Annotated in this window: 22 protein-coding genes and 1 tRNA gene; 7 read left to right on the top strand and 16 right to left on the bottom strand. The window is 58.8% G+C overall.

Annotated elements, in window-relative coordinates; genetic code table 11:
• Positions 1-59: 59 nt before the first annotated feature.
• From P1M51_RS08790 to P1M51_RS08775, 4 genes are read right to left on the bottom strand one after another with little or no spacing between them, the layout of a single operon-like run.
• Entirely contained in the window at positions 60-743 is a 684-nt protein-coding gene (locus P1M51_RS08790) for a 30S ribosomal protein S3ae (protein ID WP_276247827.1), read from the bottom strand.
• Positions 736-969 (bottom strand): KEOPS complex subunit Pcc1, encoded by a 234-nt coding sequence (locus tag P1M51_RS08785; RefSeq protein WP_276247826.1) that lies wholly within the window; start codon positions 967-969, stop codon positions 736-738. The genes P1M51_RS08790 and P1M51_RS08785 overlap by 8 nt, the downstream gene beginning before the upstream one ends.
• Positions 966-2,126: an exonuclease RecJ gene (locus P1M51_RS08780; RefSeq protein ID WP_276247825.1), complete on the bottom strand. Its 1,161-nt coding sequence runs from the start codon at positions 2,124-2,126 to the stop codon at positions 966-968. The genes P1M51_RS08785 and P1M51_RS08780 overlap by 4 nt, the downstream gene beginning before the upstream one ends.
• 3 nt (positions 2,127-2,129) lie before the next feature.
• Positions 2,130-2,600: a 30S ribosomal protein S15 gene (locus tag P1M51_RS08775; protein WP_276247824.1), complete on the bottom strand. Its 471-nt coding sequence runs from the start codon at positions 2,598-2,600 to the stop codon at positions 2,130-2,132.
• A 235-nt stretch (positions 2,601-2,835) separates the two neighbouring features.
• Here P1M51_RS08775 and P1M51_RS08770 point away from each other — a divergent pair.
• The 4 genes from P1M51_RS08770 to P1M51_RS08755 all read left to right on the top strand — a co-directional run bounded on the left by P1M51_RS08770 (position 2,836) and on the right by P1M51_RS08755 (position 4,556).
• Positions 2,836-2,907 (top strand) — tRNA-Ala (locus P1M51_RS08770).
• 434 nt (positions 2,908-3,341) lie between these two features.
• The gene (locus P1M51_RS08765) at positions 3,342-3,773 is read left to right on the top strand and encodes a hypothetical protein (RefSeq protein ID WP_276274375.1); all 432 of its coding nucleotides are present in this window, start codon (positions 3,342-3,344) and stop codon (positions 3,771-3,773) included.
• Between the two features lie 48 nt (positions 3,774-3,821).
• The gene (locus P1M51_RS08760; protein WP_276247822.1) at positions 3,822-4,055 is read left to right on the top strand and encodes a hypothetical protein; all 234 of its coding nucleotides are present in this window, start codon (positions 3,822-3,824) and stop codon (positions 4,053-4,055) included.
• A gap of 48 nt (positions 4,056-4,103) precedes the next feature.
• Positions 4,104-4,556 (top strand): pyridoxamine 5'-phosphate oxidase family protein, encoded by a 453-nt coding sequence (locus tag P1M51_RS08755; protein ID WP_276247821.1) that lies wholly within the window; start codon positions 4,104-4,106, stop codon positions 4,554-4,556.
• Here the strand turns inward: P1M51_RS08755 and P1M51_RS08750 are convergent.
• Positions 4,544-5,068 (bottom strand): universal stress protein, encoded by a 525-nt coding sequence (locus P1M51_RS08750; RefSeq protein WP_276247820.1) that lies wholly within the window; start codon positions 5,066-5,068, stop codon positions 4,544-4,546. The genes P1M51_RS08755 and P1M51_RS08750 overlap by 13 nt on opposite strands.
• 199 nt (positions 5,069-5,267) lie before the next feature.
• Here P1M51_RS08750 and P1M51_RS08745 point away from each other — a divergent pair, with 199 nt between their 5' ends.
• Complete coding sequence (locus P1M51_RS08745; protein WP_276247819.1) at positions 5,268-6,803, top strand: hypothetical protein; 1,536 nt, start codon at positions 5,268-5,270, stop codon at positions 6,801-6,803.
• A 6-nt stretch (positions 6,804-6,809) separates the two neighbouring features.
• On the opposite strand, the gene P1M51_RS08740 is transcribed toward P1M51_RS08745, so the two are convergent.
• The 9 genes from P1M51_RS08740 to P1M51_RS08700 form a co-directional block, all read right to left on the bottom strand.
• A complete protein-coding gene (locus tag P1M51_RS08740) occupies positions 6,810-7,562 on the bottom strand; it encodes a hypothetical protein (RefSeq protein WP_276247818.1) in 753 nt (250 codons plus the stop codon).
• Positions 7,555-7,992 carry a hypothetical protein gene (locus tag P1M51_RS08735; RefSeq protein WP_276247817.1) on the bottom strand — a complete coding sequence of 146 codons (438 nt, stop codon included), beginning with the start codon at positions 7,990-7,992 and terminating at the stop codon, positions 7,555-7,557. The genes P1M51_RS08740 and P1M51_RS08735 overlap by 8 nt, the downstream gene beginning before the upstream one ends.
• Positions 7,989-8,918, bottom strand: coding sequence for a hypothetical protein (locus P1M51_RS08730; protein ID WP_276247816.1), 930 nt, complete (start codon positions 8,916-8,918; stop codon positions 7,989-7,991). The genes P1M51_RS08735 and P1M51_RS08730 overlap by 4 nt, the downstream gene beginning before the upstream one ends.
• A complete protein-coding gene (locus P1M51_RS08725) occupies positions 8,906-9,511 on the bottom strand; it encodes a hypothetical protein (protein ID WP_276247815.1) in 606 nt (201 codons plus the stop codon). The genes P1M51_RS08730 and P1M51_RS08725 overlap by 13 nt, the downstream gene beginning before the upstream one ends.
• A gap of 2 nt (positions 9,512-9,513) precedes the next feature.
• Positions 9,514-10,011, bottom strand: coding sequence for a hypothetical protein (locus P1M51_RS08720; protein ID WP_276247814.1), 498 nt, complete (start codon positions 10,009-10,011; stop codon positions 9,514-9,516).
• Positions 10,012-10,031: 20 nt separating this feature from the next.
• Positions 10,032-12,032: a type II secretion system F family protein gene (locus tag P1M51_RS08715; protein ID WP_276274374.1), complete on the bottom strand. Its 2,001-nt coding sequence runs from the start codon at positions 12,030-12,032 to the stop codon at positions 10,032-10,034.
• Positions 12,033-14,522 (bottom strand): type II/IV secretion system ATPase subunit, encoded by a 2,490-nt coding sequence (locus P1M51_RS08710; RefSeq protein ID WP_276248487.1) that lies wholly within the window; start codon positions 14,520-14,522, stop codon positions 12,033-12,035. It abuts the gene before it with no gap.
• 423 nt (positions 14,523-14,945) lie between these two features.
• Positions 14,946-16,085: a pyridoxal phosphate-dependent aminotransferase gene (locus P1M51_RS08705; RefSeq protein WP_276247812.1), complete on the bottom strand. Its 1,140-nt coding sequence runs from the start codon at positions 16,083-16,085 to the stop codon at positions 14,946-14,948.
• A complete protein-coding gene (locus P1M51_RS08700) occupies positions 16,082-16,570 on the bottom strand; it encodes an Lrp/AsnC family transcriptional regulator (protein WP_276247811.1) in 489 nt (162 codons plus the stop codon). Before P1M51_RS08700 ends, P1M51_RS08705 begins: the two co-directional genes overlap by 4 nt.
• A 200-nt stretch (positions 16,571-16,770) precedes the next feature.
• Between P1M51_RS08700 and P1M51_RS08695 the strand changes: the two genes are divergently transcribed.
• A complete protein-coding gene (locus tag P1M51_RS08695) occupies positions 16,771-16,968 on the top strand; it encodes a class I SAM-dependent methyltransferase (RefSeq protein ID WP_276247810.1) in 198 nt (65 codons plus the stop codon).
• Positions 16,969-16,983: 15 nt separating this feature from the next.
• Positions 16,984-17,391, top strand: coding sequence for a cyclopropane-fatty-acyl-phospholipid synthase family protein (locus P1M51_RS08690; protein ID WP_276247809.1), 408 nt, complete (start codon positions 16,984-16,986; stop codon positions 17,389-17,391).
• Here P1M51_RS08690 and P1M51_RS08685 read toward each other — a convergent pair whose 3' ends face one another.
• Together P1M51_RS08685 and P1M51_RS08680 are read right to left on the bottom strand one after the other, a co-directional pair.
• Entirely contained in the window at positions 17,392-17,913 is a 522-nt protein-coding gene (locus P1M51_RS08685; RefSeq protein ID WP_276247808.1) for a GrpB family protein, read from the bottom strand.
• A 55-nt stretch (positions 17,914-17,968) separates the two neighbouring features.
• A complete protein-coding gene (locus P1M51_RS08680; RefSeq protein WP_276247807.1) occupies positions 17,969-18,523 on the bottom strand; it encodes an NADPH-dependent FMN reductase in 555 nt (184 codons plus the stop codon).
• Between the last annotated feature and the right edge of the window lie 200 nt (positions 18,524-18,723).

Genomic DNA, 18,723 nt, shown 5'->3' with positions numbered 1-18,723 from the left:
GTCCGCAGGCCGCAACCTATCCGCAAACCGCAAAATATCTCGATAACGAGAAGGCCGAATTACGCTTCGGTTTCTTCGTCGTCTTCTGCTTCGAGTTCTTCGTCGACGTCGACGCCGATGTCCTCTTCGTCTACGCTGACGGAGGCTTCTTCCTCGGCCTCGACCTCTTCTGGGCGGGCTTCGAGGGTGAATTTCTGGACTTCGACACGGCGAAGCGGGTAGATGGTCTTCGCTTCCGCGTAGATGGCGGAGGAGATGCGACCGTCGACGATGCTGTCGACGATCTGCTCGTAGGTGTGGTCCTCGATGGTCTCCTCGACCATGTTGATCATCTGCTTGCGGATTGCGTGTTCCTGGCTGTGGTTCGCACGCTTGGTCGTCAGGGCGAGCGGCTGAATCTCGACGCGGTAGCCGTCTTTCGTGATGGCCGTAATGTTCGCGTCGATTTTCGAGGCTCCGCGCCGGACGAGGCTGCGAAGGTAGTCGCGGGTGAGTTCGTGCTTTACGAACTCGGTGTACGCGGCGTCGCTGCCGACGTCGTTCACCTTGAAGGTGAGTTTGGTGTTGTTCTTGCTGGCGTCGTTCGTCAGTTCGCCAAGCGTCGTTTCGATGGTTCGGTCGTAGACCTTCTCGGCTTCGTCAGCAGGCGTCTGACCGAGTTCTGCGCGGTCGAATTGTTCAGGTGCGAGCACCTTGTACCAACGCTTCTGCTGTTTACGCCGAGAGACTGATCGTTCACTCATTGTTGGATTCTGTTTTCGGGTTGTTCGTAAGCTGTGCTGCCACCGTGAGGTTCACCACGTAGTCGTCGACGGTCGATTGCAGGCCGCCGGTCGTCTCGCGCTCGATGATCATCTCGATTTCGCCGTCGGTGACCGTCATGCGCATCTCTGGCGTGTTGTCCGGTTCGAGCGCCGCCGCAATCTCCGCGGCGTGCTCGTGTGTGGTCCGGATGGTCGCGCGTTTCATAGCGCCTCCCTGAACGCCGTGACGAAATCCGGAGCCGACACGTCGGCCCCAAATTCGGCGTAGCCCTGTCTGTCGCGCCCACCGCCGGTTCCAGAGACGGTAGCCGCGGCCGCTGCCATCTTTTCGCCAAGAAGCCCCTGTTGCTCGGTCGCGCAAACTGCGGCCCGGCCGTCCGCGACGACCAGCGCCACGGGCTCCGGCGAGCGGAAATCCCGGAGCAGGCGGGCCGTCGTTCGAACTGGCGGGTTCGCGTCGTCGTCGATGCGGGCGACGAACAGGCCGTCGTATCGGCCGGTCGCCGCCTCGCGGAGTGCCGCGTGCGTCCGCTTCGAATGGGCACGCCAGGCGTCGAGTGCTGGGGCCTTCGCATCGTGTCCGAGCGCGAGTGCGAGCGCCGTGCCCGGCTGCTCGCGTGCGACGGTGTCAAGTACGTCTGCGAACCCTTCGACCGTGGCGAACGGGCCGTCGGTCGCATGGGGGTGCAGGGCGCGCTCGACCGCCTCGGCTGCTCGCGGTGTCGCCCCGTCTGCAGAGACAGTAGCGAGGGCGAGCAACGAAGCAAGGCGTCGCTGTGCGCGGGTGTCGAGGTCGACAGGTAACTCTATGTCTGCCAGCGCCGCGGTCGCGGCCCCCTCATTCCCTGAGAAGGGCGCGTGAGCGAGGGTCGTATGGGCGAGCCCGTTCGCGAGGTCCGCCGTCGGGATTCCGACGCCGGGTCGCTGATTCACGAGGTCACGCTCCGTTGCGCGTTCGAGAAGCTCCGCGTACTCGCTCGGATGCCCTTCCGCGGCGACGACGCCCGCGAGGGCGCACACCGGGTCGGGGTCCGCAGCGAGTTCGCGTGCGACGGTTTCCGCCGTCACGCTCGCCGGTCGTGCGCTGGCGTCGATGGCACCGTCGTACGACGGGTCGGTCCCGCCGACGAGGAGTGTGGTGACGTCGTCCGTGTTGGCCGGTCGCGAGAGGTTCCCCGAGCGAGCCACACTCGCCTGGAAGGGGACGCCAGCACCGCTCAGGGCGCGGGCGATGAGCCCCGTTGCGGCGAGTGCATCGCCGTCTGCGTGGGCGACGAACCGAACGAAGTCGGCGTCGCGGCACGTCGCGGCGAGTTCACTCGCGTCGGGGGCGTCTCCTCCTGTGCGACCGGTTGCGGACATCGATTACTGGAGACCGAGGATTTCTTTGGCCTCTTCGTACTCGTACTTGAAGTTCGCGGGGAGCTCGTCGCCGCGGTAGTACGAGACCAGCCGGCGCACTTTCGACTCCGTGTTCTGGAGTGCCCGCTTGTTCTGGTGGTCCTTCGGGTTCTCCTCCATGTGGTCTCGGAGACGCACGGCGCGCGTCATGAGGTTACGGAGGTCTGCTGGAAGGTCGTCCTTCGCGTCATTCTCTTCGAGAATCTGGGTGACCTTCTTGCCCGTCGCCAGCTTGACGTTCGGGACAGGCGTGCCCTGAACACCTTCGTCACGGAGTTTGAGTCCGATGACGGCTGGGGTGTGACCCTGTTCTGCCAGTTCGACGACGCGCTCTTCGACTGCGTCTGCGTCGACGTCGCTCCACTCCGGTGGTTCGTCAGCCACGGGTCGGTCCGATTTGGACGAGCCGCGGCGTCGAGTGTGCATTCGTGCCATAGTTGAGGATAGGAACCGCACAGACCGCTCTAGACGTTTCGGCGCGGGACGCGCCGGTCACTACCGCAATCCCAGAGCCGTGCAAGTGCACGGCGATGTCAGATTTGCGGCCGTGTTGTTCCCACGGGTAGTTCACCCCCTGAGCCACTAAACGGTTTCTATGCGCATTTTCGCCCTCCCGAAGGTGGTTCGATGGGTTTATGAACAACCGCCGGAAAGCGAATATTGCTGACGCGGGCTTGTAGATCAGGGGTAGATCACTCCCTTGGCATGGGAGAGGCCCCGGGTTCAAATCCCGGCAAGTCCACTATTATTTTCGCGATACAACACGACGAGCGAAGCGAGTCACGCACCGTCTGGATTGTATCCGACGAACGTACACTGATGAACGACTCTCCCCATATTAGTACTTCGATTGTCCGCAGTACGCGTCGATTTCAATGAGTATGACAATGTTGAAGGCACTCTCTGGTTCGAGTTTCTGTCGGCACAGCACCTCGCGTTAAAGGGTCTGATTAAAAGACTGTTATTTCACAGTAGTGGACAGGTACGCTAGCGGAAAATTGCTATCCGTAGTATAACTAACACCGGCATACCCGTAAACCAGATGTCATGAAAAGCCGACAGACAGGGGCCAATGGTGCCCGTTCAGTCATCCTATCTTCAGAAGCGTTCTATGAATCGAGTAGGGACGTTCGATTCCCCCTCGTTTACGCCGCTGCCTCGGCAGTGGTAGGGGGAATGCTACTCGGAGGGGTGAGTGCGGTGGTCGATTTGACCGGGCTCTCCTCGGTCTTTTCGAGCGTCTCGCTTGTCGTCATCCTGGCCAGTCTGTTCGGCTACACGAGTTTCCTCTGTCACGTCGTGTGTACGCACGCGGTGGTGAGCGCGTTCGGGGCACGGGGGTTAAAGCGCACCGTCGAAGCGCTGGCGTACCCCACCGCCTTGCTGCTCTCTGTCGGCTGGATTCCAGTTCTCAACCTCATCGCCATCGTCTATGGACTCTCGATGCAAGCGAAGGGGCTCCAGAACCGTCATCGTATGAGCGGGTTCCTCGCGTCGAGTGCGGTTGTTCTCGGCGGTGTGTTCGGAATTATCAGCTTCATTGCTCTCAGTTTCATCATCGTGCTAGTGCTCACCCTCCTTATGCCTGGGATGAGCGGGTACTTCTGACGTTCCCGTACCTAGAGTTATCACGGATCGACGACGACCACTCTAGCGATGGATTCAGACACCTACGACGACCTGGTGCAGTCGCTCACGCCCCACGAAAGCGCAGGTGGTGTGACGACCTACCGGAACACGGTGAGCATCGCCTGTCCTGCCTGCGAAAAACCATTCGACGACCTCGTCGTGTGCGAAGACGAGTACAACAGCCTCGAACTGAGCCGGTTGCTCGACCTCTGCGTCTCGATGCACGACGACGACGTGCTGTTGTTCACCCACCAGCACTGACAGCCACCTAGACCTAGCTTTTTGCACGCTGCTCACGTCAGTCCACTTATGAGTGACACCCACTCGTCGGTGATGGGCGACGCGGAGATCGAGGCGTTTCTCGACCGCGGCGGATCCGGCGTACTGGCGCTGGCTCGCGACGCCGACAGCTACGCGATTCCCATCTCCTACGGCTTCGACCCGGCCACGACGCGGTTTTACTTCCGGCTCGGTTACGGTCCCGAGAGCCAGAAACGAGCCTACGTAGAAGACACCGAGACGGCGCGTCTCGTCGTTTACGACGAGGTGGACGGTGAGTGGCGAAGCGTCATCGCGGCAGGTCACCTCCGTGAGATTGCGGACGACGAACTGAATCTCGAAGTCGTCCGGGCACTGAGGCAGGCCGACTTGCCCCTGCTCGACATCTTCGAGACGCCGACAGAGGACCTCGTCTTCTCGATGTACGTGCTCGATACCGTCGAACTTACGGGTCGAAAATCAGCACGTCCTCACTCGATATAGCGCGGAGATTCCTCAGGTTCGTCCACCGCTACCTCACCCATAATCTCCTCTCGTATCTTCGCGACGTCCTCGTCGCGGATACGAACCGTTAGGACGGGTGAACTCGCCTCTCTCACGACTTCCTCTGCGATGCTTCCGAGCACGCGCTTTCGCTCCCCGGTTCGCCCGTGCGTTCCCATTACGATGAGGTCGATGTCCGCTTCGCGAGCGTATTCGAGGATGGCTTCGTGCGGAATTCCCTGCAGAATTTCGTACACGAACGATACGTCCTCAAAGTCCGGCTTGTCTTTCACCCGCGTTTCTACCTCGGTGAGTGCGCGCTGTCCCTCCTCCACGAGGAGTTCGACGATACGTTCCTGAGTTTCTTCAGGCAGGATGATGTACGACCGCACGTCCACGACGTACACGACGTGGACGGTCGCCCCGCTCTGTCTCGCCTGATAGAGACACTGCGTAAGCACCTTCGACATCCCAAGACTCCCGTCGGTTGGGAACAATATGTTGTCGTACATCTCGTGTATTGATACTGTCGCATCGCAAAGATATAGTCTTCCGGGCGGGGGTCACATCCGGGAACACTTCAACGAGAGATAATTTCACTGAGTGACAGAATGTTTTATAGTCTGACACTGCCAGGGAGTATCTATGACCGGGTCCTCCGGGCCGCGAGTGTGTACTTCGTTCTCTCTCACGGGCGACACTCGTGGACAGATGGAACCAGTTGGCACAATTCTCATCATGGCGCTCGTGGTGATGGGAACGACCGCAGTGGCCGCTTTCGGTGCGGTCGTTATCGAAGATACCCGTCAGCAATCCGAACTCGAACGTGCAGAACAGACGCTCACACTGTTCGACTCACGCGCCGCGATGGTCGCGCTAGGCGCATCGAGCCAACAAACCCTCGATTTCCCGAACGCAAACGGAAATTACGAAATCCGCGAACGTACGGGGTGGATTCGCGTCACCCACAACAACTACACCGGAAACGGGGACACCGAGACAATCTACAATCAGAGTCTCGGAGCCCTCGTCTTCACAACCGACGATTCGGAAATCGCCTATCAGGGCGGAGGCGTTTGGCGAAAAGACGGCGACGGGCCAGCGCGAATGATCTCTCCACCGGAATTTCACTATCGTGATGCGACGCTCACCCTCCCGCTGATTCGCACGACCGGCTCGGGATACATCTCCGGGGCAACCACCGTCACCATCGACCCGACACAGCGCGAACGTCACGTTTTCCCGAACACTACCGCAGCGGCGAAAGCCGCAGACGGAACCGAACGGGGTGCACCGTACAACATAACCGGGGCCCTGTACGAGAACCCACTCAACAAAGGCACGATCAACATCACCGTGAAAGGCCCCTACTCCGAAGGTTGGGCGGAGTACTTCAGAACGCGGACGACGGGTGCTGTGTACGCAGACCACGATAACGAAACCGTCACCTTACAGCTGAAATCGACCGGCAACCCGCTACGGGACTTCCAGATACCGGAGCCGGACGGCTCTGTGGACGTTCCGTCGATGGCGACGAATCACAAAGTGAACGAGTTTCAAGTCGAGCTTCACGGGGACAAAAACGGGTTCAATCAACTCCACTGGTCGCTCTACACGAAAGACAGACCCAACACCGAATTCGAGCTTCACGTCGCATCAACCCAGAACCTGTGCGGAGCTAATCCGGGCACACTCGACGTGAGTATCTACTACTACAACTCGACGACAGGGGTTCACCAGGAGTGGCAAAACGAAGCCATCGACCCGTATACCGATCCGAACGTCGATATCGACTGCGACGAGAAGGTACTTACCATCGACTTCACAAGTGACACGTCCCTCACGTACGGCGACATTGATACCCAGGGAAGCGACAACAAGTGGAACTACGGCCCCGAAATCGTCGCCAACGACGCACCGTCTTCGACCACGATCGACCAGCACGAAGCAGACTGCGATACCAACGGCGACGGGGTCTGTAGCGACCCCGCTGAAACGGATCCAACGTACACCGAAGACGCCGATGCCGAATCGCTCGACTTTCTCGTAAACCATTACTTCTCGCTGATGGGGCCGACGTTCGAACTCACCGTCCACGAAGGACCCGGGAAGGGCAACGAGAATAATGCAGGCCGCGTGGACGCCAGTGAATCGTCGGGCTATCTCGACTACGAAGTTACCGATGATTCTCGATACATTACGTTCCTCCACATCACGGAAAATGAGATTACGGTGCGATTTCGCTAGCGAGGTTCATTCGATTTCGATGGTCGTCTGCACTTTCGTCACGTAACCCTTGTCCACGTTTTCGAGCGTACACGTTACTGTTGTGTCGGTCGTCGTAACGTCGTTGCACTTCCCTTCGAAGTACGATTCCCAGGCCTCGAAGCGCGGACTGGTCACGGACACCTTCATCGTGTACGGGCCATTCGACCCCGTCGATTCGACGACGGTCGATTCGTGAATCGCTCTGACGCGAACCGTCTTCGATCCGCCAATGTCCTGATTGGTCGTCGAAGTCGTCTGGACGATCATGAACAGCGGATTTCGGTTCGTTGGGTTGTCTTCGTCGAAGACGAATCCTGGTTCTCGCACCATTCGCGCGGTGTCCGGTTGCTCACGAATGACCGCCCCAGCTTCGTAGACGATGTCAGTTCCCGTCTGTGAGTCGTAGACGATGGGCTTGATGACCACCGGCAGCGACGTCGGTTCCGTCACCCCACTCTGGTCGATGAAGGTGTATTGAATCTCTACCTCCTCGTTGACCGAGAGCTGGGCGTCAGCGAGACGAACCTCCGTCGCTCGACTCGGCGCGCCGTGTTCGGAGATATCCTCCATATTGTGCGCTAACACGTCGAAGGCTCGCTCTGCGTTGTTCACGCGCTCTGCATCTCGCGTATCGGCAAGTCCACCCAGTCCCGTGACGTAGATGACGCCGATAGTCAATGAGATGAGCGAGAAGATGAGGATGAACCCAAGTACTTCGCTCACCGCTCGATTATCCATTTTGTACCTCCACCACTGCACCATCACCCACGATTTTGATTGGACCACCATCGACCGACGACGGCGATATCGTCGTCTTCGAAACGAACTCGATTCGGACCAACGTGTCGGTCCGAGCGCTGGTGAGTGTCAGGTAGTACTGCTGGCCAGTGTTGTGTGTAACCGTGATTCTGTAGGTCTGTCCTGCCACCGATTTCGGCAGGTCGCGATTCAGCGTGACCTCCCCGCCCTCTTGCGTGAATCGGTCGGCCGCAGCGAGGTCGCTCACGACCTGCTGGCCGAGGACGGACAACTCGTTTCGAGTGACTTGCTCGCGCTGGTCCTCGATGAGATTGCCGCCCGCGATGAGTAGGCCCATCACGAGCACCGTCGCGACCCCGAGACCGAGGACGTAGTTGAGCGTCGAGGAGACACCTCTGTTGTCCATCATAGCTCGTCTCCGTCAGAGGTTACGCGAACGGTGTTCGAGTACGAGACCTCTGGGTGATGGTAGTCGATTTCGATGGTCGCCGAATAGATGGCGTTCGCGATGCGTGGTTCATCCGGTGCAGAGCCGAAGTTGCCGGTATCGGACGTCGTCTCGAGGATAACATCGTAGGTGCCAGATATTGAACCGTCGCCGCCGTTCCGGAAGTGGATGTCGTAGGAGTTCGGCAGAGTGGAGAGGAGTGACAAAGCCTCACATGACTCGCCACTGATGGTCCCTTCGGTTACGTTGACCTTGGCCGTTTCTACTCCTACAGTACACGACTTTTGCGTTCCGCCCGCGTTTTTAACCGTAATTCTCGTATCGCTCGAATCGAGGTCCGGATCTTCCACATAAATATGCCACGTGTTGCCGCTCGCGTCTGCGAATTCGACGTAGAAACAATCCGTCAACGTCACGCAGGTGATAGACGGGTTGACCTTCATGCTGAAGTCTCGCGTGTTTGAAACGCCCGTCGCGAGCGTCCAGTCAGGACTGCCTGCTGCGCTGTCAAGCGCAGACGAAGAGGTCTGGAAGATGCGCTTGCCGTCCGTCATTGACGTCACGGAAGCCGACACGAATTTGCCGCTTTTTGCGTTGTGGCTCGAACTGAGCGTATTATAATCATCGACGCTATCACCGATGCTGTCAGAGAGCGTTGTGGAACTTCCGTTGTCGTGTGCGTTCGCATAGGCAATCGCACCCTCGACGCTCGACACGGCGTCGTCCTGGAACTCGAACACGTCTGCGGACGCGCCGTCGTTGCTCCGCGTGGCCAAGTTCTCCGTGAAGATGGCCGTGTTCAGCACTAACGCGAGTGCGACGAACATCACGGCGAGGACGAGCCCGATGACCAGAATGATCTGGCCCCGGTCGTCTACATTCGCCATACGACCACCTCGATTTTGACCACGTTGAACACCGCGCTTTCGGGCGCGGCGTCGCTCATGTAGAATTTGCCTTCGTCGGCACCCTTGCTCACCGTGTAGGTGGTTGGGTTGCCTTCGTGGTCGTAGAGCACATCGTCGTCATAGAGTGTCACAATGCGAGACGCGGTGACCGCGTTATCGCTCGGCACCCCACGGTAGACGAGGCGGCGTTCCCGCTCAGCCCCCGTTTCAGTCATGTGAACGATATTTACGTTGTACGCGATACCCGCATCCCCGAAGTTCCGTTCGAGCATATTAGTGAAAGTCAAATTTGGCTGCAGATTATCGACGTAGTACTGTCTGGAAGAGGTGTTATGGAACCGAAGGTAATCGGTTCGATTGTCCCAGAACACTGGGGCAACTTCCAGCGTGCCGTTCTCCAGCGCCGCGGCGAGGACGCCCTCTGCGATTGCGCGCTCCTGATTCTCGATGTGCTGGCTCGACGTACTCGCAGACAGCGGCGTGACCGCCGTTGCCTGAAGCGCGAAGACCAGCCCAGTGATGAGCAGGAACGACGCGACGATGCCTTCGAGTGTGTGTGCTTGTGCTCGCATGATTACCACATCCTCACGATGAGTGACACGTCCTGTCCGTCGAGGTAGACGACGCGTCGGGCGACGACCACCGATCCACTCGAAGTGGGCGGGACGCTGCCCTCTCTGAGGAGGGTCCCACCAGTTGGGACAATCTCCCCGTTGCTGTCCAGCCTGAGGATTTCTCGGTCGCCGTCCCCATCCGTGTCGCGCTCGATGGTGATGTTGAGTTTCTGGAACGTTTCATTGATTCCTACTCTGTCATAAACACTGTCGGCAGGTTCGAAGTTACAATTCCCAGGGTCAGTTCCACCGAAGAATGCTCCTGTACATTGACCGTCCAATAGGTAAGGTTCGCCGGTCGAACCGAGCATATTCTTCGATAGTTGTGTGGCAACTCGGTCCACCGCCACCGTGTCCTCTTGGACGCTGTCGTTGAACGGCTCGATCATGCCGGGCACGAACGAGAGTACGAAGATGACAATGATGAGGAACATGCTCATCCCCACCAGGAAGTCCATCGAAGTTTGTGCGCGTCCGTTCATATTAGCATGAAGACGAGCAGGGCGAAGGTTGGCAGGATGACTGCGTACTTCACTCCGCTCAGGAGACTTGCATCGCGCATGTAGCCGGCGATGAATCCAGACATGAGCGCCTGCAGGGTCACGGCGTGGAAGAACAACATCGTCAGCATGTCGATGTTGAGCCCGCCACCGAAGGCCCCAGAGTCACCACTCGCTTGCGCAGAGAGGCCAGCCATCGTGTCGAGGAATTTCACCTTGAGGATGGCCATGACGCCGAGCAACACCAGGTAAGTCATGATGATGATGACGATCTGCATGCGGGTGCGGCCGACCCGCTCGCGGTCGATGTCGTCCTGGTTCTCGGAGGCCTGTGCGGCCGTCGAGAGAACGTCCGTGATGTTGCTGGATGTCTCCTGTGCCTTACTCACGAGTTTGACCGTGCGTGCGAGGCGCGGAATGTGGTAGTGGTTGTTGAACTCGATAAGGGCCTCCTTGAGGCTCATGCCGTAGTTCACTTTCGCGTGAATGGCTTCGAATTCTTCTGCCAGTTTCCCACGCGACGTGTCAGCGACCACTTTCAGCGATTCGAGCAGGGTCAATCCCGTGTCGTTGGCACTCGACAGTTTGCGAAGGTCATCAGAGAGGTTCTTGATGATCTTCCATCGCGAGCGCAGGTTCCACTCGTTGAACACCGCGAGTGGAAGCAGCGTGACGTACATGGGCATGTACACCCAGAAGAACGTCCCACCGACGGGGTTCGACTGAAGCTCCTCGAACGACGCAGGCGCGAGCCCCGCCATGATGCAGAATCCGAGCAACACGATTGCTGCTGGCACGGTCAGTGCGAGCGTCGCGAGCGGGTAGTCACGGAAGAAGTGGTGTGGCTTTCGCAGTAGCTCCATCGTGACGAAGGTGCCTTCCTTGCTTTTGATGCGGTCGAAGACCGCGTAGGTGCCCGCGTAGCGCTCGATGAGGCCGAGGCCGAGCATCCCGCGTTCGCGCCGCTGGATGTCCGGGTCATCTTCGTGTAGGTAACCGTCACCTGGTTCGCCAGACTTGACCGTCGCGACGAGCACGAGGAAGCCAATTCCCGTCATCGGGATGAGGCCGTAGACCGTCCCGTAGAGCATGAAGTCCTGTGCTTCACCGAGCATACTCATGATGACGAGGATGATGATGAGCAGCAGCGGGAACAGCGAGAGCGTCATGTACATCTCGCCGAACAGCTCTAAGGTTTCGAGCTGGAGTTCCTGTTCCTGCTTTGCGGTGCGCATGTGCTTTTCCTTCTTGTCGTCAAGGAACCGTGTCATATCACCACCGGAGTTGACGATAGAGAGCATGTCCGTGAGGAATTGCCCGAGCTCGTCACTTGGCGATTGCATCGCCTGATTGCGAATTGCAGAGCGGTAGTCGGTGTCGAAGTATTCGGTTTCGAGGACGATACTCTGGAACTCCTTTGCCACCTCACCGTAGGTGTCCTCTGCTTTCGCCATGGCCTGGAGGATCTCGATCTGGTTCATGCCACCCACCGAGAGAGCGTACATGAACGAGATGGAGTCAGGCAAGAGCATGTTGATCTCCCGCTTTCGCTCACCGGCGCGGTAGTACGGCACGGAGACGATCGCACCGAACCCGATGCCGAAGCCGACCAGCCCAAAAATAATGCCAGTTACAAGGATCAGCGCGGGTATCTTTAACGCTTCAACGATGGCGAACAGCTGGGGTGAAAGCTTGAGACCGAGGAGCGTTGGCGCCTCCTCGATGAACAGCACGAAGATGACGTAGCCGATGGCGATGCCACCGAGCCAGAGCATGAGCCCGAGGAGCACTCCAATCGCGAGTGCCCACGAGAGGAAGAACTCCACCGTGTGTGGCATTCGCGCAGCTGCGAGTTTCTCCTCTACGTCGGCGACGAATTCACTGTCCTCGCTAAAGAGGCGGCGGTACAGCGGGTAGAAGGCGTCGCTGATGGACTTTCCTTCGAAGCTGCTGCTACCGCTCATCGTTTCCGGAGCCATTTACTCGTCTTCCTCCTTGAGCGGTTCGAAGCCGCCGAAGTCGAACTCCTCGAAGGGCTCTGTGTCGTCCTCGTCGTCGCCGCCGTCGGTCGCCGCACCCGCCTCATCTACACCCGTCGTGAGTGCTGGAGCGAGAGCCGGTGATTCAGCCGTGCGGTAGCGCGGGAACAGTTCTTCTTCTGCTTCTGCGAGTAGTTCGTCCGTGTATGCGCGCAGCTCTGCGTACGGGTCCGGGCGCGGAATCATCGCTTCCTTCTCCGGGTCGATGTCGATCATGACCGACTCCATCTGCCGGAGTTCCTCTAAGCGTGCTTCGAGATCGTCGTTCGCGATGAGGGTCATGATAGTGTCGTTGTCGTTCATGAATGCCTGCATGGTCGCGGCGACCTGTGGGTAGCTCTTCAGCCCGCGGTTGATGAGGTAGGCGAGGACAATCTTGCGCAGGTAGATTGCCTCGTCGAGTTGGTCGTAGGACCACCCGCGGTCGAAGCGAATCTCGTCTAGCGTGTTCGACTCGCCCATGCGCAGGAACTCGTCGCTCTCCGCTTGCCACTGGAACACGTCCTGGACGTTGATCTCGTCGTTCTCTGGGTCGTAGTGGTTGATTTCGGTGATGGACTTGCTCCGGCGAACCTTACTGCCGTGGACACGCGTCGAGGTCTGAATGCTCACGAGGTCGAGCGCCGTGAACATCGTCTTCGAGACGTTGATTGGTTCGGTCGTGAAGCGTTTGATGACCTCACCGACGGAGTCGGCGTGGAAGGTCGTCAGGGTGGTGTGACCCGTGGACATGACCTGGAACAGCGTCCGGCCTTCTTCACCGCGAATCTCACCCATGACGATGTACTCGGGGCGCTGACGCAGTGCGGCCGCGAGCAGGTCGAACTCGTCTACGTCACCCTTGTCGTCGGCTGTAAAGGACGGACGGGTTGTGGACGCAATCCAGTTGCGCTGTGGCAACTCGACTTCGCGCGTGTCTTCGATGGACACGATCTTCGACTTCGACGGGATGAACAGCGACACCGCGTTCAGGCTGGTCGTCTTCCCGGATGCCGTCCCACCGGCGAAGATGAGCGACTTGTTGTTCTCGATGCACAGCCAGAGGTAGGCCATCTCGTCGAGCGAGAAGGTGTGCCAGTTGATGAGGTCGACTGGCGTGAACGGCACTTCCTTGAACTGACGGATGGTGTAGTTCGTCCCGTGGTCGGACACTTCGCGGCCGAGCGTGAGCTGGGCACGCGAGCCATCGGGCAGGGTCGCGCCGACCTGTGGCTGGCGCTTCGAGATACCCTTGCCCGACCGCTGGGCCATCTTGACGACGAAGTCATCGAGGTCTTTCTCACCGTGGAAGATGTTCGAGATAATTTGCTCGTAGTCCGAGTGATAGACGAAAACGGGCGAGTTGTATCCGTCACACGAAACGTCCTCTACGTTGATGTCGTGTTTGACGCCGTCGATGCGTTCGAAGCCGACGAAGTCGCGTTTCAGCATGTAGAGCAACTTCTCGACCTGGTACTCGGTGACGGTCTTCGCGTCCTCTTCGAGTATCGCGGGTTCGGGACGGGTCTGTATGCCGTTCAGGTCGCGGACGGTGGTATCGACTTCACGCTCTGGCGCTTTGCCGATGAGGCCCATGAACTGGTCTTTGAGGCTCGGCTTGCCTTCCGCCGGCCGCGCGAACAGGTCGTACCGTTCGAGAAGCTGTTCGGTCTCACGGGCGATGACTGCCCCTCGGTCGGCCTCGTCTCCTTCGACGATGATTTCCTCGTCAGAGTACTTAATTGCCGTGCGGAGTTTCCCGGTGAGGAACTCCTTCAGCTCATGCTCGATCGGCGTGAGGTACGGTTCGATGAGGTAGTACTTGTGTTCGTTTTCCTTCGTCGAGAGGAAGATGCTCACGAACGCGAATGGCTTGTTGACCCAGTAGCGGTCGACCTCGCGGAAGTGAGATTTCTTCGAGAGCGGCACGGCCTTTTCGAGATCGTACCGGCTCACGACAGTCTTCGTCCCATCGTGGTTCGTGAAGAACGCGTCTTCGTCTAGGTCCTCGAGGACGGTGACAGTGCGCTCGTCGACGGTTTCTGCAAGTGATTCTGCGACCTTGTTCCCGTAGCTGACGACGTTCGGCAGCGCGGCCGGGTCGAGTCCGAGGAACTCCTCCGGGTGGAATTCGCGGACGGTTCCCGTTTTCTTGTCTACCGGCGGGAGGCCGTTTTCATCGTAGTAGTACTCCAGTTTGAAGTGTTCCCAGTAGTACTCTCCGAGTGCGACTTCGACGTGCTCTACGTCGAGGAACGAGTCGAAGTACGCGTCGAGCCTCTTCGCTCGGGTGGCACCGTTGGTAATTCGTTCTGCTGTCTCTGCAGGGTCGAACCCGAGATATTCACTCGGGTCGAACTCGATGACCTCTCCAAGAAGGTCTTTCGGGCGCTGCCCGTCCGCGTCGAGATAGACTTCATGCTTGAAATCTTCCCACGTGTAAGCACCCATTACTGCACCGACAGAGGTTTCCTCGGTCGTTTCCGTGACGGTATCCCCCCCGTCGCCGGACTGGTCGAAGCCAGCATCGTCGGCGTTATTCTTCCCCATTTCCTGTTTTAATACTCCGTATGAGAGAAAAAGTGTTGCGCTTATTTGTATGAATTCTTACACTGTTTGATTATGAAGAGCGAAATGATTCAAATTTCGTGACGCTCTTGATTAATAGTCAATTTCCGTGTTACGATTCTCGGAAACATAGGGGTCTGTTGATGGAAAACTAATGCATTCGATTCCGCCTTCGTGTAAGGAAGACGACTGCATTGCTCGCGGTCAACGTTCCAGCTATCCGTATCGTTTCGTATCGTGTCATACGATTTATCACACCTTGCCGTCGCTCACGCTATAAAACCGAAAAGCGGGAGAAGATTGACGCTAGTCGAGGAACGCTTCGATTCTGGCCATCGCTTCGCGCAGGTCGTCGAGCCCGGTCGCGTATGAGACGCGAAGGTGACCCGTACCACTCTCACCGAAGACGTGGCCGGGGACGAGGGCAACGCTCTGTTCTTGAAGTAACTGTTCTGCGAACGCGTCCGTGTCTTCCCACGGACACTCGGGGAAGACGTAGAACGCCCCCTTGGCCTCGAAGCAGTCGATACCCATCTCTTCGAACCGCGAAAGGACGAACTGCCGGCGACGATTGTACTGGTCTCGCATCTCGATTACGTCGCCGTCGCACGACTCGAGTGCCTCCAGTGCAGCGTACTGGGCGGTCGTCGGTGCGGAAAGCATCGAGTACTGGTGGACACGATTCATCGCCCCGATGGTCTTCGCCGGTGCGAGCGCGTAACCGAGGCGCAGGCCCGTCATGGCGTAGGCCTTCGAGAACCCGTTGAACACCACGGTTCGCTCTCTAAGCCCCTCGAACGTCGCAATCGAGGTATGCTCCTCGCCGTAGGTGAGGTCGGCGTAGATTTCGTCCGAGAGGACCGTCAGGTCGTGTTCGCGCACGAACGCGGCGACCTCAGCGAGCTCTGACTCGGTCATGATGGCTCCCGTCGGGTTGTTCGGGTAACAAAGCACCAGCAGGTCCGCGTCGGCGACGCCGTTTGCCTCGAGCACCTCGCGCGTGAGTTTGAAGTCGTCTTCCTCATGCGTTGGAACGGGAAGCGGCTCCCCACCGGCGAATGTGACTCCCGGCACGTACGAGATGTACGACGGTTGTGCAATGGCTACTACGTCGCCGGGGTCGACGAGCGCCCGAAACGCCACGTCGAGGGCTTCACTCGCGCCCGCGGTGACGAGAACCTCCGTGTCTGGGTCGTACGTGAAGTCGTATTGCACTGAAACTCGCTTTGCGATCGCCTCGCGGAGTTCTCGCATCCCGCGATTGGCCGTGTAGGACGTTTTGCCGTCCTTGAGCGACTCGATGGCCGCTTCGCGGGCCGCCCACGGCGCGGTGAAGTCGGGTTCGCCGACGCCGAGAGAGATGACGTCGTCCATCTCCTCTGCGATTTCGAAGAACTTGCGGATTCCTGACGGCGGAATCTGCTGGACGCGGTCTGCAATTTTCATGGCGAAAACGAGAGCCGACCATCGTCGTGGCCGTCGCCCATCTCGAAGCCGCGGTCCTTGTACGTCTCCATGATGTAGTGGGTCACCGTCTGCGTGATTTCGGGGACGGGAGCCACTTTTTCGCTGATGAACTTCGATACTTCGCGCAGGGAGTCTCCCTCGACTTCGAGTGCGAAGTCGTAATCGCCACTCACCAGCCGGAGCGATTTGACCGGCGGGAATTTCACCAGTCGGTCGGCGATGTCGTCGTAGCCGGTCTCGCGGTCGAGCGTGACGTTCAACTCGACGAGCGCCCGGATTCGTTCGCGGTCTGCACGGTCCCAATCGACGACCGCCTGATAGCCGCGAATGAGGCCCGAGGCCTCCAGTTCCTCGATTGCCGCCGTTACCTCCGCTTCGTCTGCGCCCATCTGCCGGGCCAGGTCTTCAGTCGAGTAGCGGGCATTCTCGAGGAGGAGCGCCAAAAGCTCATCTCGCGTGCTCATACCCGGTGAGAAACGACCGCCCACAAAAAGACTTGCTACCGGTGCAATAAACTGTATAATGGGATATAGAACCGGTATCCGCGACGGTACCCGTCCGGGTGGGAGGCAGGGTTACTGGCAGCGTGCGCCAGTGCAACCGACGGGTGACTTATCCACTCACTCGTTGTTCGTTCAAATATGCAGCGACTGAGAGGGAGCCGATGACGGACGAACAGAACGAAAAGTCGCCCGAAAAACTCGACTTCAACGAGTCGTACGCCGCCGGAACGCCACCGTGGGACATCGGCCGTCCCCAACCCACACTCGTCGAACTCGTCGATGCAGGCGTTATCGACGGCAGTATCCTCGACGTTGGCTGTGGAACGGGTGAAAACGCGCTGTTCTACGCTGAACATTGACACACAGTTCTCGGCGTGGATGCGGCGGAAAATGCGATTGTAAAGGCACGAGCGAAAGCAGCTGACCGCGGCCTGACAGACCGCGCACAGTTCGAGGTTCACGACGCGTTCGCGCTTGGCGACCTCGGCCAGCAGTTCGACACCGTCACCGACTGTGGGCTGTTTCACGTGTTCGGTCCTGACGAGGTGGAAGCCTACGGCGAGAGCCTCCGGTCGGCGCTCGTCCCCGGTGGCACTTACATCATGCTCGGCTTCAGCGAGCGGGATGGGCGAATGGGTCCGAGCACGAACGAGGACCTCATTGGTCAGGCATTCGGTGAAGGGTGGCGAATCGAGGAGATTCGCGAATCGACGTTCGAGTCCACCGACCCGAGCAAGTACAACCATCATGCACTGCTCGCAATCGTCACCCGTCTCGACTGATTACTGGTCTGTGAGCGCTTGTCGTTCGACCCGTCTGATGAAGTCGTCTTTACCGTCGGTGTACGCGCCGATGTCGTGTGGATGTGCTGCGGCCAAGTCCCGTTTCAGGTCGGCGTAATCGGCGGCAACCTCCGGATGGGTGCGGAGGTAGTCGCGGAAGGCGAGGTGGCGCTCCCAGAAGTCGCTCGCTGTCTCGACCATGTGGAGGTGATGGGTGCGGGTGTCGCCCTCGCTCTTCCTTAAGTATCGGCGTTCAGGCATCACATCCTCGAACGTAGAGACGTACTCGTACCCGAGTGCTTCGAGTGGTCCGAGGCACCTGGCCGCGTCCGCGAGCGCGTCGAGGCCGACCATGATGTCGATGATTGGTTTGGCGGGCAGGCCGGGAACCGCCGTACTACCGATGTGTTCGATTCGCTCTATGTGCTCGCCGATTACCGACTCGATGTGACTCGCCTCCGCGTCGAAGGCCGCAGGCCAGTCCGGGTCGTAGTCGGCGAGGGTAATCGGTGTTTGACTCATGCCTGAATCGTACCGGTCAGAAATACTGTCCAGTATTACGGGCCAGTATTACTGGTCAGTGTGCCTCGTCTATCGGCCGGCGGAGGCGCTGTGCGTACTCGACGATCTGCGTGCCAAGTTTCTCCACGCGCGCTTCGAGCGCCGGGTCGACGTAGCCTGCTTCGTCGAACTGTTTGCGGACGTTCGGAATACCGACCTGGTGGGGCATCACCCAGCCGTGGACGCCTCGAACGGTGATTCGCATGTGGTCTAAGGTGCTTCCGTAGGAACTCCCGCCCGCAACGGCAAGGAGGCCAACTGCGGTGTCGGAAAATTCGTCGAACCCGCAGTAGTCATGGAAATTCTTGAACGTAGAGGAGTACGATCCATGGTAGACGGGCGACCCGACCATGACGCCGTCCGCCTCTCGCACAGTGCGAAGGAGCGCTTCGAGTTCGGCGGATTCCTCGTGACCCGGGTGATAGAGGGGCAACTCCACTGCGCCCAGGTCGATGAGCTCCGTCGTCGCGCCTGCCGCCTCGGCGGCGCGGAGCGCGTGCTGGAGACTGCGTTTGGTGTAGCTCTGCGTCCGTCTGCTGCCCGAAATTGCAACGATTGCCGGGGGTGCCATTCTGTGAAGTATGCCACTGCCATTAAAAAAGCCGCTACTCGGTGCAGAAATCGTGTCAAGCTAGAACTGTTTTATTTTCATTAATAGATATAATAAAATTTAAATAATGTAGTGTCTGTTGTTAAGTCGCACCATGGGTGACAAACTCCCACTTGGACGGCGTAAATTTCTGAAAGCAACCGGGTCCGCTGCACTGCTCG

The sequence above is a fragment of the Haladaptatus sp. QDMS2 genome, assembly GCF_029338295.1.
Lineage (GTDB): Archaea > Halobacteriota > Halobacteria > Halobacteriales > Halococcaceae > QDMS2.
The sequence above is the reverse complement of the archived record's forward strand: the minus strand, read 5'-3'. Positions and strand labels throughout refer to the sequence as shown.

Coding starts and splice junctions, on each gene's coding strand:
- P1M51_RS08695 (WP_276247810.1), top strand. CDS start 16,771: ATGACGGACGAACAGAACGAAAAGTCGCCCGAAAAACTCGACTTCAAC.
- P1M51_RS08745 (WP_276247819.1), top strand. CDS start 5,268: ATGGAACCAGTTGGCACAATTCTCATCATGGCGCTCGTGGTGATGGGA.
- P1M51_RS08785 (WP_276247826.1), bottom strand. CDS start 969: ATGAAACGCGCGACCATCCGGACCACACACGAGCACGCCGCGGAGATT.
- P1M51_RS08730 (WP_276247816.1), bottom strand. CDS start 8,918: ATGGCGAATGTAGACGACCGGGGCCAGATCATTCTGGTCATCGGGCTC.
- P1M51_RS08715 (WP_276274374.1), bottom strand. CDS start 12,032: ATGGCTCCGGAAACGATGAGCGGTAGCAGCAGCTTCGAAGGAAAGTCC.
- P1M51_RS08685 (WP_276247808.1), bottom strand. CDS start 17,913: ATGAGTCAAACACCGATTACCCTCGCCGACTACGACCCGGACTGGCCT.
- P1M51_RS08725 (WP_276247815.1), bottom strand. CDS start 9,511: ATGCGAGCACAAGCACACACACTCGAAGGCATCGTCGCGTCGTTCCTG.
- P1M51_RS08680 (WP_276247807.1), bottom strand. CDS start 18,523: ATGGCACCCCCGGCAATCGTTGCAATTTCGGGCAGCAGACGGACGCAG.
- P1M51_RS08765 (WP_276274375.1), top strand. CDS start 3,342: ATGCTACTCGGAGGGGTGAGTGCGGTGGTCGATTTGACCGGGCTCTCC.
- P1M51_RS08740 (WP_276247818.1), bottom strand. CDS start 7,562: ATGGATAATCGAGCGGTGAGCGAAGTACTTGGGTTCATCCTCATCTTC.
- P1M51_RS08790 (WP_276247827.1), bottom strand. CDS start 743: ATGAGTGAACGATCAGTCTCTCGGCGTAAACAGCAGAAGCGTTGGTAC.
- P1M51_RS08755 (WP_276247821.1), top strand. CDS start 4,104: ATGAGTGACACCCACTCGTCGGTGATGGGCGACGCGGAGATCGAGGCG.
- P1M51_RS08705 (WP_276247812.1), bottom strand. CDS start 16,085: ATGAAAATTGCAGACCGCGTCCAGCAGATTCCGCCGTCAGGAATCCGC.
- P1M51_RS08720 (WP_276247814.1), bottom strand. CDS start 10,011: ATGGACTTCCTGGTGGGGATGAGCATGTTCCTCATCATTGTCATCTTC.
- P1M51_RS08780 (WP_276247825.1), bottom strand. CDS start 2,126: ATGTCCGCAACCGGTCGCACAGGAGGAGACGCCCCCGACGCGAGTGAA.
- P1M51_RS08775 (WP_276247824.1), bottom strand. CDS start 2,600: ATGGCACGAATGCACACTCGACGCCGCGGCTCGTCCAAATCGGACCGA.
- P1M51_RS08750 (WP_276247820.1), bottom strand. CDS start 5,068: ATGTACGACAACATATTGTTCCCAACCGACGGGAGTCTTGGGATGTCG.
- P1M51_RS08760 (WP_276247822.1), top strand. CDS start 3,822: ATGGATTCAGACACCTACGACGACCTGGTGCAGTCGCTCACGCCCCAC.
- P1M51_RS08735 (WP_276247817.1), bottom strand. CDS start 7,992: ATGATGGACAACAGAGGTGTCTCCTCGACGCTCAACTACGTCCTCGGT.
- P1M51_RS08700 (WP_276247811.1), bottom strand. CDS start 16,570: ATGAGCACGCGAGATGAGCTTTTGGCGCTCCTCCTCGAGAATGCCCGC.
- P1M51_RS08710 (WP_276248487.1), bottom strand. CDS start 14,522: ATGGGTGCTTACACGTGGGAAGATTTCAAGCATGAAGTCTATCTCGAC.